Below are 13,447 nucleotides of genomic sequence, written 5' to 3'. Positions count from 1 at the left end.
CGAATACCTTCGGCCATCGACAGACAACAAAAAACCCGGAAAGCTCGTCAGCTAACCGGGTTCAGGGCAACGTAAGGCGTTGCTAGCCAATAATTTGGTGGGTGGTACAGGGATTGAACCTGTGACCCCTGCCGTGTGAAGGCAGTGCTCTACCGCTGAGCTAACCACCCATGCTGCTTCGTCATCGTTGCTGCTGATGTCGTGCAGTGGAGAAACGAGATTATGCCGATGGGCCGGTATCTTGTAAAGCCCTTTTTCGAATTTTCTTCGAGATCCCTCGGGAGGCGCCAGGCCCTACTGCGTGGCGGCTTCGGCAGGAGAGGCCTCTTGCCAGACCGTCTTGCCGCCACTTGCCTTGTCGAGTTCCTTGAGCACGCCCATGTGCGCCGAGATTTCTTCCTCGGAGGCCAATAGCACGGGCAGCGTCATGGCGGACAGGTCGGCGGTGCTACGCGTCTCGCCATCCGTGGTGGCGCCGTCGAGCATGTCGATGACCAGTGAGTTCTGGCCGCGCGTCATCGCCAGGTAGACCTCGGCGAGCAGTTCGGCATCGAGCAGTGCGCCGTGCAGCGTGCGGTGGGAATTGCTGACGCCCAGTCGGTCGCACAGCGCATCCAGCGAGTTGCGCTTGCCCGGGAACATCTGGCGGGCTTCACGCAGCGTATCGATCACGTTGCTGGCGTGCTGGCGGAACGGCGGCAGGTCCAGGCGCTGGAATTCCATATCCAGGAAGCCAAGGTCGAAGGGCGCGTTGTGGATGATCAGTTCGGCGTCCTGCACGAAGTCACGGACCTCGTTGACGACCTCGGCGAACTTGGGCTTGTCGGCCAGGAAATCGAGCGTGATCCCGTGCACGGCGATGGCATCCTCATGGATGTCGCGCTCTGGATTGACGTAGAAGTGGAGGTGGCGGCCTGTCAGGCGGCGATTCACCAGTTCCACACAGCCGATTTCGATCAGGCGGTCGCCTGTTGCGTGATTGAGGCCGGTGGTTTCGGTATCGAGAACGATTTGTCGCATGGGCGGGATTGTAAACGACGGGTCAGGTATTGATCGACGCCACCCCGCGATTGGCCAGCGCATCCGCGCGTTCGTTGCCGGGGTGCCCGTTGTGACCGCGCACCCAGTGCCACGTGATCTGGTGAGGTTTCTGGGCTTCGTCCAGTACCTGCCAGAGGTCGGCGTTCTTGACCGGCTTCTTGTCCGCCGTCTTCCAGCCGCGTGCCTTCCAGCCGTGAATCCACTCGCTGATGCCTTTCTGCACGTATTGCGAGTCCGTATAGATATTGACGATGCATGGGCGCTTGAGCGCGCGCAGCGCCTCGATGACCGCCATCAGCTCCATGCGGTTGTTGGTGGTGGGGCTTTCGCCGCCGAACAGTTCTTTCTCGTGGCCGCCGGCGACGAGCACGGCGCCCCAGCCGCCGGGGCCGGGATTGCCCTTGCAGGCTCCGTCGGAGTAAATCGTGACTTCTTGCATGTATATAAGGTGATGGTCCTAGCTGTCCTGGCCAGGGGTCTTGCCGTGTGTGCCCGTGGGCGTGGCAACCGGAGCCGCTACTGGCTTCAGCGCTGACTTGGGCGTTTTCCAGGCCGGGCCCACCAGGCGGATATTCTTGACGCGCTTGACCGCCGAGATCATATAGACCGCGCCGAAGATCGGCCACCAGCGGTCGCCTGCCTTTTCCATGAATGCCGCGCGCTGCAGCCAGCGCTCCGTGCGATAGGGCGGGCAGTAGCAGCCGAAGCGGCCCCGGATGATCTCGAACCCGAGCAGCTTGAGCCAGTCCTTGATCCGCACGAACCCGATGGTCTGGGCGTCACTTGGCAGGAAGGGCATGGCGCCAACGCGGTTCAGGCCCTGCCGCGCCCCCCACAGGCTCATCGGGTTGAAGCATGTCACCACCACGCGCCCTTCGGGCATCAGCACGCGCGAGACTTCGCGCAGCACTTCGTGCGGGTCTTCCGAGAATTCGAGGACGTGCGGTAGCGTGACGAGGTCGATGCTCTGCGTATCAAAAGGCAGTTCGTCGAACCGGCATAGCAGTTGCCGCGCATCGGGATGGGTCTCCCTTGGCCCGTGCGGGCCCGCGCGGCCGTCCAACGCCAGCGCCGAGAACGGCATCCGGTTCTCGCGCAACGTGTCGATGGCGGGCAGGCCGAACTGCACCGCGTGATAGCCAAAAATGTCCGCTACCGTCCGGTCGTACTGCTGGCCTTCCCACTCGAGCACATACTGCCCGGGTGGCGAGGCTAGCCATTCTTCCCAATCTATAATCGGTCGGTTGGACATAGAGGAGCACGCATGTTGAAAGTGGAGCCGATCCCCGCCTTTCAGGACAACTATATCTGGGCAATCCACGACGGGCATAGCGCGGCCGTGGTGGACCCAGGCGAGGCCGCACCGGTCGAGCAGTTTCTGGCGCAACGCGGGCTGGCACTGGGCGCTATTGTAATCACCCATCACCATGGGGATCACCAAGGTGGTGTATCAGACCTCCTCGCGCGTCATCCGAGTGGGCCGAACGGCGAGCCGCTGCCGGTGATCGGCCCGCAGGGCGAGCGAATCGGCCACCGGACGCAGGCCGTGCGCGAAGGCGACACGGTCACGCTGCGTCATCCGGCAGTGACGTTCCGGGTACTGGATGTTCCCGGCCACACTGCGGGCCATGTGGCCTATGTCGGCGACCTGCCTGGCGCCGGCCCCGTGGTGTTCTGTGGCGACACGCTGTTCGCCAGCGGCTGCGGGCGCCTGTTCGAAGGCACGCCGGCCCAGATGCTGGCATCCCTGGACAAGCTCGCGGCACTCCCCGGCGACACGCGCGTCTACTGCGCCCACGAGTACACGCGCAGCAACGTCCGCTTTGCCCGGGCCGTCGAGCCGGCCAACCCCGATCTGGCGGCGTGGGCGGCGCGGGTGGATATCCTGCGCGAGGCCGGCACGCCTACCGTGCCAACGACCGTGGCGCATGAGCGCGCGGTCAATCCGTTCTTGCGGTCCCGCGAGTCCACGGTCCGCCATGCTGTGCGGGCGCAGGGCGGAGACGTGAGCGATGACGCGGCGGCTTTTGGTGCGCTGCGAGGCTGGAAGGACGGCTTTCGTTAACGCGGATGGGACAATCCGATCGCAGGCTGGCCGGGGGCAATTGATTCAAATTGCATCATGGGGAAAATCTCATTGACGCGAGGGGGGCTTTTCCATAGCATCAGGCCAACTTTTTGGCGTCACTTTCAGAGAACTTAATGCGATTTGGTCGATTTCTGGCGGTAGTTGCGTGTGCCACGCTGCTTGCAGCCTGCGCCAGCACACCCACACCGCCCGCCGGCGAATTGTCCGGCACGCCGACCGCCCTGGAATCCGGTCCGAAGAAGGACCCGCTCAATACCCTTAACAGCACCGGCCGCGCCGGTACGTTATCCCGTTCCACCGTCGTGAATGTCGACCAGTCCAGCGTGGACTGGCTGCGCGGGCCGTCCAGCGATATCTGGGACCGCATTCGCAAGGGTTTCGCGATGCCTGACCTGGAAGGCACGCTGGTCGATGATCGCACGCAGTGGTACGCGGCCCGCCCTGACTATATGGAGCGGATGGTGGGGCGGTCGAGCCGCTACCTCTACCACATCGTCGAGGAACTCGAACGGCGCAAGATGCCGACCGAGCTGGCCCTGCTGCCATTCGTGGAGAGCGCATTCAATCCCCAGGCGGAATCCACGGCCAAGGCGGCCGGCATGTGGCAGTTCATCCCGAGCACGGGCAAGACGTACAACCTCAAGCAGAACATGTTCCGCGACGAGCGGCGCGACGTGCTGGCATCGACCGACGCTGCGCTCGACTATCTGCAGCGGCTCTACGACATGTTCGGCGACTGGCAACTGGCGCTGGCCGCCTACAACTGGGGCGAAGGCGCCGTGTCGCGGGCCATCGCGCGCAATCAGGCCCGGGGGCTGCCCACGGACTACGCCAGCCTGACCATGCCGACCGAGACGCGCTATTACGTGCCGAAGCTCCAGGCGGTCAAGAACATCATCGCCAACCCGGCCGCGTACGGCGTCAGGCTGCCTGAGATTCCCGATCATCCGTACTTCGTGACGGTCACGACCTCGCGGGATATCGACGTGGCGCTGGCGGCCAAGCTGGCCAACATGCCGCTGGACGAGTTCAAGGCGCTCAATCCGTCGTTCAACCGACCGGTGATCCTGGGTGCGGCCAATCCGCAGATCCTGCTGCCGTTCGAGAACGCCGAGCGCTTCCAGTACAACCTCAATACCTATCGTGGCGGGTTGTCGAGCTGGACGGCGGTGACCGTGGATAGCCGCGAACGTGTGGAGTCGCTGGCCGCGCGGCTCAACGTGGATGTGGACACGCTGCGCGAGATCAACCGGATTCCCAAGGGAATGCGCCTGAAGGCCGGTTCGACCGTCATGATTCCGCGTACCGAGCGCCACGACCAGGACATCAGCGCATCGCTGGTCGATACGGCCATGCTGGCCGTGGAGCCAGACGTGCCTGACGCCAAGCGCGTCGTGGTGCGGGCGGGGCGCAAGGATACGGTGTCCACGGTGGCGCGTCGCTATGGCGTGTCGGTCAAGCAGGTGCAGTCGTGGAACAAGCTCTCCGGCAGCAAGCTTGTTGCCGGCCAGAGTCTGGTGCTGATGCTGCGTCCGAACTCCGCCGCCGCCATGCGGGCGGAGCGCGCCGGGGACGAAGACGACACGCCAGCCAAGGCCGCGCCACATGGCAAGTCGGGTGGCAAGACACAGGCCGCGGCAAAGTCGGAGAAATCCGATAAGGTCGAGAAGTCGTCGCGATCGGCCAAGGCCGAACCCCGCAAGCGGGTGGTGGTGGAGGCCTCGCCGCACAGCTCCACGAGCAAGTCGTCGGGCAAGTCCGCCACGCGCGAAAGCAAGTCGTCGCCGACGCCAGCGACCAAATCCAAGTCGAGCCGCGCGCAGTAGTATCTGCGCGCGGCCACCTCCTGACGCCACGAAATTCTGGCAACCCGGTTCCACGCTAGACGCTGGGCCGGGGACGCGCCGTGCCTCCGTCATGCAAATTGATGGGCATCAAGAACGTAGTCGGCGAAGGGTGGCAAAAAGGGCAGTCTGATCCACCACTGGAACTGCCCGATGTCCTTCCCCAAAACCGTCTGTTGCCTGCCGATTCTCTTGGCGTGCCTTGGCGCGTCATGCGAGCGCGCGCAGGACGATGACGAACCCGATTACCCTCTGCCCAAGCTCGTGGCGCATCGCGGTGGCACGGCGGATCGCCCGGAAAACACGCTTGTGGCGATCGAGTCGGCATTGCGCCAACGTGCCGACATGATCTGGCTGTCAGTGCAAACGAGCCTCGATGGCGTGCCGGTGCTGTACCGCCCGAGCGACCTGTCCGCGCTGACCAATGGATCGGGCAAGGTGGCCGATTTCAGCGCCGCCACGCTTGCGACGCTCAATGCCGGATGGTCCTTCGCCGAAACGGGATCGGATGGCGTGAAGCGCTACCCCTATCGCGACAGTCCGGTCGGCATTCCCACGCTGAGGCAGGCATTGCGTGCCATCCCGGCCAACGTGCCGATCATCCTCGACATGAAGTCGATGCCGGCGGCGGCGCAGACGGCCGCGGTGGCTGCAGTGCTGGATGCCGAAAACGCCTGGAGCCGCGTGCTGATCTACTCGACCGAGGCCGATTACCAGAATACGTTCGCAGCCTGGCCACGCGCGCGGCTGGCCGAGGCGCGTGACGTGACCCGGCGTCGACTGGTCTCCGCAACGCTTGGCCAGCGCTGCGATGCGCCATCCGTTTCAGGTGTGTGGGCGGGATTCGAGATGCGGCGCAACGTGGACGTGGTTGAGACCTTCACGCTCGGGGAGGGGCATTCGCCGGTCCAGGCGGTGCTCTGGACCAAAGCCTCTGTCCAGTGCTACCGGTCGAAAGTGGCGGCCAACCTCGTGGCATTCGGCGTGAATGATCGGGCTGACTATTGCGAGGCAAAGCGTTTGGGGCTGGATGCTGTCATGGTAGATTCTCCAGAAAAGATGGCGGGCATCCGAACGCAGGTGGAAACGAACCCCGCGTCGTGCAACCAGTAGGGCAGTCGGCAGGTTTCCGCCTGTCGAACTGTTCAAGCCATCAACACCGCACTGATCACCCATATAGCGGAGGAGACATACCATGACGGCAAGCCGCGCACTGCACGCGCGCTCCCTTTCCGACCCGGCAGGATTCTGGGCCGAACAAGCCGCACGTATCGATTGGGAGACCCCCTTCGAACGCGTGCTCGACGACAGTCGCCCACCTTTCGCCCGCTGGTTCGTCGGCGGGCGCACCAACATCTGCCATAACGCCATCGACCGGCACCTGGCCGCGCGTGCCGACCAGCGGGCGCTGGTCTATGTCTCGACCGAAACGGATACCGAACGCACCTACACCTACCGCGAGTTGCATGACGAAGTCACGCGCATGGCGGCGACGCTCCAGGGGCTGGGCGTGCAGCGCGGCGACCGGGTGCTGATCTACATGCCGATGATTCCGGAGGCAATGTTCGCGATGCTGGCCTGCACGCGCATCGGCGCCGTGCATTCGGTGGTGTTCGGTGGGTTTGCTTCGGTCAGCCTGGCAGCCCGTATCGACGACGCCAAGCCACGCGTGATCGTGAGCGCCGATGCTGGCTCGCGTGCGGGCAAGGTGGTGCCGTACAAGCCGCTGCTTGATGAAGCGATCCGGCTGGCTGGTCATCATCCCGAAAAGGTGCTGCTGGTGGACCGCAAGCTGGCGGAGATGCCGCTGGTCAGCGGCCGCGACGAGGACTACGCGGCCTGGCGGGACAAGGTGGCCGGTCAGGCCGTGCCATGCGTCTGGATGGAATCGAGCGAGCCGTCCTACGTGCTCTACACGTCGGGCACCACGGGCAAGCCCAAGGGCGTGCAGCGAGACACCGGTGGCTACGCGGTGGCGCTGGCCACGTCGATGGAAAACATCTTCTGTGGCAAGCCGGGCGACACGATGTTCACCGCGTCCGATATCGGTTGGGTGGTGGGCCATAGCTACATCGTCTATGGGCCGCTGCTGGCTGGCATGACCACGGTCATGTACGAAGGCACGCCGATTCGTCCTGATGGCGCGATCCTGTGGAAGATCGTCGAGCAGTACGGCGTCAACATCATGTTCAGCGCGCCTACGGCGATCCGTGTACTCAAGAAGCAGGACCCGGCGCTGCTCACGCGTCACGACCTGTCCAGCCTGCGGCTGTTGTTTCTGGCGGGCGAGCCACTGGACGAACCTACCGCGCGCTGGATTCAGGACGGCATCGGCAAGCCCGTGGTCGACAACTACTGGCAGACCGAATCGGGCTGGCCGATCATCGCGATCCAGCGCGGCGTGGAAGCGCTGCCACCCAAACTGGGATCTCCCGGGGTGCCGGCCTACGGTTACGACCTGCGCATCGTCGATGAGGTCACCGGCGAGGAGTGCCCGCCAAACACCAAGGGCGTGGTGGCGATCGACTATCCGCTGCCACCGGGCTGCATGTCGACGGTCTGGGGCGACGACGACCGCTTCATTCGCACGTACTGGTCGGCGGTGCCGAATCGTCAGTGCTACTCCACATTCGACTGGGGTATCCGCGACGAGGATGGCTACGTCTTCATCCTCGGCCGCACCGACGATGTGATCAACGTGGCGGGCCACCGGCTGGGCACCCGAGAGATCGAGGAAAGCCTGTCGTCGCACCCGGGCGTGGCCGAGGTGGCCGTGGTCGGCGTGCAGGATGCGCTGAAGGGCCAGGTCGCCATGGGCTTCTGCATTGCGCGTGACGCCGGGCGCACGGCGACCGAAGCGGACCGGATGGTATTCGAGGGGGAGTTGATGAAGACGGTGGAACAGCAGCTCGGCGCGGTGGCGCGACCGGCGCGCGTGTTCTTCGTCAATGCGCTGCCCAAGACACGCTCGGGCAAATTGCTGCGCCGCGCCATTCAGGCGGTGGCGGAAGGCCGTGATCCGGGTGACCTGACCACGATCGAGGACCCGACGGCGCTGGAGCAGGTGAAGGAGTCGCTGGCCTGACGCAGGCATAGAAGGGCAGGGAGCCCGGCACTTGCGGGCTCCCTGAAAAACCCCTTGCCAGATCCCGGCATGCCGCCTAATATTTTAAGCATAAAATATTTAACCCTGATGTAGAGCCGTCGACTGACGGCTTGCAGGAGGCGATCAGATGCGCGTGCTATGTATTGGTGGCGGCCCGGCGGGCTTGTACTTCGGCTTGCTGATGAAGCTGCAGAATCCGTCCCACGAGGTGATCGTGGTCGAACGCAATCGGCCATACGACACCTTCGGCTGGGGGGTGGTGTTCTCTGATGCGACGCTCGAGAACCTGAAACAGGCCGATCCGGTCAGCGCGGCCGAGATCAACGCGGCATTCAATCACTGGGACGACATCGACATTCATATCGGTGGGCGCACCATCCGATCCGGTGGGCACGGATTCATCGGCATCGGCCGCAAGCGCCTGCTCAACATCCTGCAGGCACGCTGTGAGGCGCTCGGCGTGAAGCTGGTGTTCGAGACCGATGTCAGCGATGACCAGGCGCTGGCGCGGCAGTACAACGCGGATCTCGTGATTGCTTCGGACGGCCTTAACAGCCGCATCCGCACACGCTATGCCGAGAGCTTCCAGCCAGATATCGACACGCGCCAGTGCCGCTTTGTCTGGCTCGGCACGCACAAGCTGTTCGACGCCTTCACGTTCGCATTCGAGAAGACCGAGCATGGCTGGTTCCAGGCGCACGCCTATCGCTTCGACGACAACACGTCGACGTTCATCGTTGAGGCGCCTGAGCCGGTATGGAAGGCCGCCGGCATTGAACAGATGAGCCAGGAGGAGGGCGTGGCCTACTGCGAGAAGCTGTTCGCCAAGTACCTCGACGGCAACAGGCTCATCAGCAACGCCGCGCATCTGCGTGGCTCGGCGATCTGGATTCGCTTCCCGCGGGTGATCTGCCATCACTGGGTGCACTGGAACACCCTGGACGACGGCCGCCGCGTGCCGGTGGTGTTGATGGGGGACGCGGCGCATACCGCGCACTTCTCGATCGGATCGGGGACCAAGCTGGCGCTGGAAGATGCGATCGATCTGGCGGAGGCGATCGGCGAGCATCGCGCCGCCGGTGTCGACGGCTTGCCCGAAGCGCTGGCCCGCTACGAGGCCACACGCAGCGTGGAAGTGCTCAAGATCCAGAACGCGGCGCGCAATTCGACCGAATGGTTCGAGAACGTCGAGCGCTATGCCGGAATGGCGCCCGAGCAGTTCGCCTATTCGTTGCTGACGCGCTCGCAGCGGATCTCGCACGAGAATCTGCGCGTGCGCGATGCGCAATACGTCGACAACTTCGAGCAATGGCTGGCCGCGCAGGCCGGCGTGCCACAGGAGACGCTGAAACTGCGCGCGGCTGCCGGCGATGCTGCCTTGCCGCCGATGTTCACGCCATTCACGGTGCGCGGCGTCACGCTGAAGAACCGCGTGGTGGTGAGCCCGATGGCGATGTACTCGTCGGTCGATGGCGTGCCCGGCGATTTCCACTTGGTGCATCTCGGTTCCCGCGCCCTCGGTGGCGCCGGCATGGTTGTGGCCGAGATGACCTGTGTGTCGCCAGACGCGCGCATCACGCCGGCTTGCCCGGGTTTGTGGAATGACGCGCAGCGCGATGCGTGGAAGCGCATCGTCGACTTCGTGCACGCCAACGGCGATACGAAGATCGCCATGCAGCTTGGCCACGCCGGGCGCAAGGGATCGACCCAGCTTGGCTGGGAGAAGATGGACTACCCGCTGGCGGACGGAAACTGGCCGTTGATCTCCGCGTCGGCGTTGCCGTACATGCCCGATGTGTCGCAGGTGCCACGCGAAATGACGCGGGAAGACATGGACCGCGTGCGTGATGACTTCGTGGCCAACGCGAAGCGCGCGGCGGAAGCTGGCTTCGACTGGCTTGAGCTGCACTGCGCCCACGGCTATCTGCTTTCGAGTTTCATCTCGCCGTTGTCCAACACGCGTACCGACACGTACGGCGGATCGCTCGCCAACCGTCTGCGCTATCCGCTGGAAGTGTTTGCAGCCGTGCGGGCCGTGTGGCCGCAGGACAAGCCTATGTCGGTGCGGATCTCGGCGCACGATTGGGTCGAGGGCGGTATCACCGCCGACGATGCGGTGGAGATCGCACGCGCCTTCAAGGCGGCCGGCGCGGACATGATCGACTGTTCATCAGGCCAGGTCAGCCCGGATCAGGCGCCGGTCTACGGCCGGATGTACCAGACGCCATTCTCCGACCGCATCCGCAATGAGGCGGGCATCCCGACCATCGCCGTGGGCGCGATCTTCGAGGCCGATCATGTCGATAGCATCGTCGCGGCTGGCCGGGCCGATCTTTGCGCGATTGCGCGTCCGCATCTGGCCGATCCGGCGTGGACGCTGCACGAGGCGGCCAGGCTGGGCTATCGCGATGTCACGTGGCCGAAGCAGTACGTGTCTGGCAAGCGGCAACTGGAAACCAACCTCGCCCGCGCCGCATCGTACGCGCAGCAGCCGGGAAAATGATCATGGGCAATGCATTGCAAGGGCGTCACGCCCTGGTGACTGGCGGTGGGCGTGGCATCGGTGCCGCCATCGCGCGCCGGCTGCTGGCCGATGGCGCTAGCGTCACGCTGCTGGGTCGCGAGCAGGCAGGGCTTGATGCGACCGTTCACGCGCTGCAGTCGTGCGTGACCGAAGGCGCGGCGCTGGGCGCGGTCAGCGCGGACATCACGGATGCCGATTGGGTGAGCGGAGCCTTTGCCGGTGCCACTGAAGCACGCGGGCCGATCACGCTGCTGGTCAACAACGCCGGTCAGGCGCACAGCGCGCCGTTCGGCAAGACCGATCTCGCGCTCTGGCAGCGGATGCTCGAGGTCAACCTGACCGGCACCTTTATCTGCACGCAGGCGGCGCTGCCGGCGATGCTCGAGGCAGGCTGGGGGCGCATCGTGAATGTCGCCAGCACGGCCGGCCTGATCGGGTACGGCTACGTCAGCGCCTATTGCGCGGCGAAGCACGGCGTGATCGGCCTGACCCGCTCGCTGGCGCTGGAACTGGCGACCAAGGGCGTGACGGTCAACGCGGTGTGCCCGGGCTATACCGAAACCGACATCGTGCGCGACGCGGTGGCCAATATCGTCGGCAAGACGGGGCGCTCGGAAGAACAGGCGCGCGCGGAACTGGCCGCGCGTAACCCGCAGCGGCGTCTGGTACGGCCCGATGAAGTGGCTGACGCGGTGGCCTGGCTGTGCCAGCCCTCGGCGTCCGCGATCACGGGGCAAGCCGTGCCGGTGGCCGGCGGCGAGGTGATGGCGGGCTGAACGATCAAACAGAGTGGAGTGAGACAACACATGAGCGATATTGCACTGGACATGCGCCACCACAAGCGCGCCTTTGCGGACTATCAACCGAAGCACTTCCTGTGGTCCGTCTCGGCGGACGGCAAGGTCGGCACGATCACGCTGAACCGGCCGGAGCGCAAGAATCCGCTGACGTTCGATTCCTACGCCGAGCTGCGCGACCTGTTCCGTAGTCTGTGCTACGCCACCGACATCAAGACCGTGGTGGTGACCGGCGCGGGCGGGAATTTCTGCTCTGGCGGCGATGTACACGAGATCATTGGCCCGCTGACGCGCATGACCATGCCGGAGCTGCTCGACTTCACGCGTATGACCGGCGACCTGATCAAGGCCATGCGCGCCTGCCCGCAGCCGATCATCAGCGCGATCGACGGCATCTGTGCCGGCGCCGGCGCGATGATCGCGCTGGCCTCCGACATGCGTCTGGGTACCGCGCTGGCGAAGACCGCGTTCCTGTTCGTGCGCGTTGGTCTGGCTGGCGCCGATATGGGCGCCTGTTCGCTGCTGCCCCGCGTGATCGGGCAGGGGAGAGCGAGCGAACTGCTTTACACCGGCCGCTCGATGAGCGCCGAGGAAGGGCTGCAATGGGGCTTCTTCAACGCGCTGCACGCTTCCGAAACGCTGCTGGCCGAGGCGCAGTCGCTGGCCACGCAGATCGCCGCGGGTCCGACTTTCGCACATGGCGTTACCAAGAAGCTGCTCCATCAGGAGTGGAATATGGGGCTCGACGAAGCAATCGAGGCCGAGGCGGAGGCCCAGGCCATCTGCATGCAGACGCGCGACTTCCGGCGGGCCTATGACGCGTTCGTCGCGAAGCAGAAACCGGTGTTCGAAGGCGATTGAGGGGCTGGCATGAGCGACAAGACCTACCTTGAACTACCGTTCTTCGACGATGCGCACCGTTCGCTCGAGCGCGATCTGGATGCCTGGTGCGGCGAGAACCTGCGGGACGTCGATCACCACAATGCCGACGCGGCGTGCCGCACGCTGGTGCGCCAGCTTGGGCAGGCGGGATGGCTCCGCTACTGCGTGCCGGCGGCGTTCGGCGGCGCGCTGCCCGCGCTCGATTCGCGTGCGCTCTGCCTGCTGCGCGAGACACTGGCGCGCCACGACGGCCTGGCTGATTTTGCCTTCGCGATGCAGGGCCTTGGCTCGGGCGCGATCACACTGGCGGGTAGCGACGCGGTGCGCGAGCGCTATCTGCCGCGCGTGGCGAAGGGCGAGGCCATTGCGGCATTCGCGCTGTCCGAGCCCGAGGCGGGTTCCGACGTGGCAGCGATGCAATGCAGCGCGAAGCTGTCCGATGACGGCACGCACTACGTGCTAAACGGCGCCAAGACGTGGATATCGAACGGCGGCATCGCCGACTTCTATTGCGTGTTCGCACGCACTGGGGAGGCAGCCGGCGCGCGCGGCATCACGGCGTTCGTGGTGGATGCCAATACTCCGGGCCTGTCTATCGCGGAGCGCATCGACGTGATCGCGCCCCATCCTCTGGCAACACTGCGTTTCGATGACTGCCGCGTACCCGTTGGCAACCGTCTGGGCGAGCCGGGGCAGGGCTTCAAGGTGGCGATGATGACACTCGACATCTTCCGGGCCTCGGTGGCCGCCGCCGCGCTTGGCTTTGGTCGCGCGGCGCTGGACGATGCGCTGGCACGCGCCACGTCGCGCCCGATGTTTGGCGGCGTGTTGGCGGATCTGCAACTCACGCAGGCGGCGATCGGTGACATGGCTACGGCCATCGATGCCGCCGCGCTGCTGACCTATCGCGCCGCCTGGCTGCGCGACGTGAGGCAGCAACGCACGACGCGCGAGGCGGCGATGGCCAAGATGGTCGCCACCGAGAACGCGCAGCAAGTCATCGACCGGGCCGTGCAGATGTTCGGCGGCCTGGGCGTCAAGGTTGGCACGCGAGTGGAAAGTCTCTATCGCGAGATTCGCTCGCTGCGGATCTACGAAGGCGCCACCGAAGTGCAGAAGCTGATCATTGCGCGCGAGACGCTGGCAGCCCGATAGAACACGAGA

General features: G+C 64.9%; 11 protein-coding genes and 1 tRNA gene. 8 read left to right on the top strand and 4 right to left on the bottom strand.

The genetic code is table 11. The features are described from left to right. Positions 1-95 precede the first annotated feature (95 nt). From RN01_RS10735 to RN01_RS10720, 4 genes are all read right to left on the bottom strand, one after another. A tRNA-Val gene (locus tag RN01_RS10735) sits at positions 96-170 on the bottom strand. Positions 171-294: 124 nt separating this feature from the next. Beyond that, entirely contained in the window at positions 295-1,020 is a 726-nt protein-coding gene (dnaQ, locus tag RN01_RS10730; protein WP_017511732.1) for a DNA polymerase III subunit epsilon, read from the bottom strand. A gap of 22 nt (positions 1,021-1,042) precedes the next feature. Further along, complete coding sequence (rnhA, locus tag RN01_RS10725) at positions 1,043-1,480, bottom strand: ribonuclease HI (protein ID WP_008641621.1); 438 nt, start codon at positions 1,478-1,480, stop codon at positions 1,043-1,045. 18 nt (positions 1,481-1,498) lie between these two features. Beyond that, positions 1,499-2,293 (bottom strand): methyltransferase domain-containing protein, encoded by a 795-nt coding sequence (locus RN01_RS10720; RefSeq protein WP_035835790.1) that lies wholly within the window; start codon positions 2,291-2,293, stop codon positions 1,499-1,501. A gap of 12 nt (positions 2,294-2,305) precedes the next feature. Between RN01_RS10720 and gloB the strand changes: the two genes are divergently transcribed. From gloB to RN01_RS10680, 8 genes are all read left to right on the top strand, one after another. Further along, on the top strand, positions 2,306-3,106 hold the full coding sequence (gene gloB, locus RN01_RS10715; RefSeq protein ID WP_017511730.1) for a hydroxyacylglutathione hydrolase: 801 nt from the start codon (positions 2,306-2,308) through the stop codon (positions 3,104-3,106). 137 nt (positions 3,107-3,243) lie between these two features. Next, positions 3,244-4,956 (top strand): transglycosylase SLT domain-containing protein, encoded by a 1,713-nt coding sequence (locus RN01_RS10710; RefSeq protein ID WP_017511729.1) that lies wholly within the window; start codon positions 3,244-3,246, stop codon positions 4,954-4,956. Between the two features lie 171 nt (positions 4,957-5,127). Then, on the top strand, positions 5,128-6,087 hold the full coding sequence (locus RN01_RS10705; RefSeq protein WP_017511728.1) for a glycerophosphodiester phosphodiesterase family protein: 960 nt from the start codon (positions 5,128-5,130) through the stop codon (positions 6,085-6,087). 82 nt (positions 6,088-6,169) lie between these two features. After that, complete coding sequence (locus RN01_RS10700; RefSeq protein WP_024570370.1) at positions 6,170-8,059, top strand: propionate--CoA ligase; 1,890 nt, start codon at positions 6,170-6,172, stop codon at positions 8,057-8,059. Positions 8,060-8,207: 148 nt separating this feature from the next. Beyond that, positions 8,208-10,583 carry a bifunctional salicylyl-CoA 5-hydroxylase/oxidoreductase gene (locus RN01_RS10695; protein WP_024570369.1) on the top strand — a complete coding sequence of 792 codons (2,376 nt, stop codon included), beginning with the start codon at positions 8,208-8,210 and terminating at the stop codon, positions 10,581-10,583. A 2-nt stretch (positions 10,584-10,585) separates the two neighbouring features. Beyond that, positions 10,586-11,380 (top strand): SDR family NAD(P)-dependent oxidoreductase, encoded by a 795-nt coding sequence (locus RN01_RS10690; protein WP_035835788.1) that lies wholly within the window; start codon positions 10,586-10,588, stop codon positions 11,378-11,380. Positions 11,381-11,410: 30 nt separating this feature from the next. Next, positions 11,411-12,262, top strand: coding sequence for an enoyl-CoA hydratase family protein (locus tag RN01_RS10685; RefSeq protein ID WP_017514508.1), 852 nt, complete (start codon positions 11,411-11,413; stop codon positions 12,260-12,262). 9 nt (positions 12,263-12,271) lie between these two features. Then, positions 12,272-13,438, top strand: coding sequence for an acyl-CoA dehydrogenase family protein (locus RN01_RS10680; RefSeq protein WP_017514509.1), 1,167 nt, complete (start codon positions 12,272-12,274; stop codon positions 13,436-13,438). Positions 13,439-13,447: the final 9 nt, after the last annotated feature.

The sequence above is a fragment of the Cupriavidus sp. SHE genome (assembly GCF_000812445.1).
Lineage (GTDB): Bacteria > Pseudomonadota > Gammaproteobacteria > Burkholderiales > Burkholderiaceae > Cupriavidus > Cupriavidus metallidurans.
The sequence above is the reverse complement of the archived record's forward strand: the minus strand, read 5'-3'. Positions and strand labels throughout refer to the sequence as shown.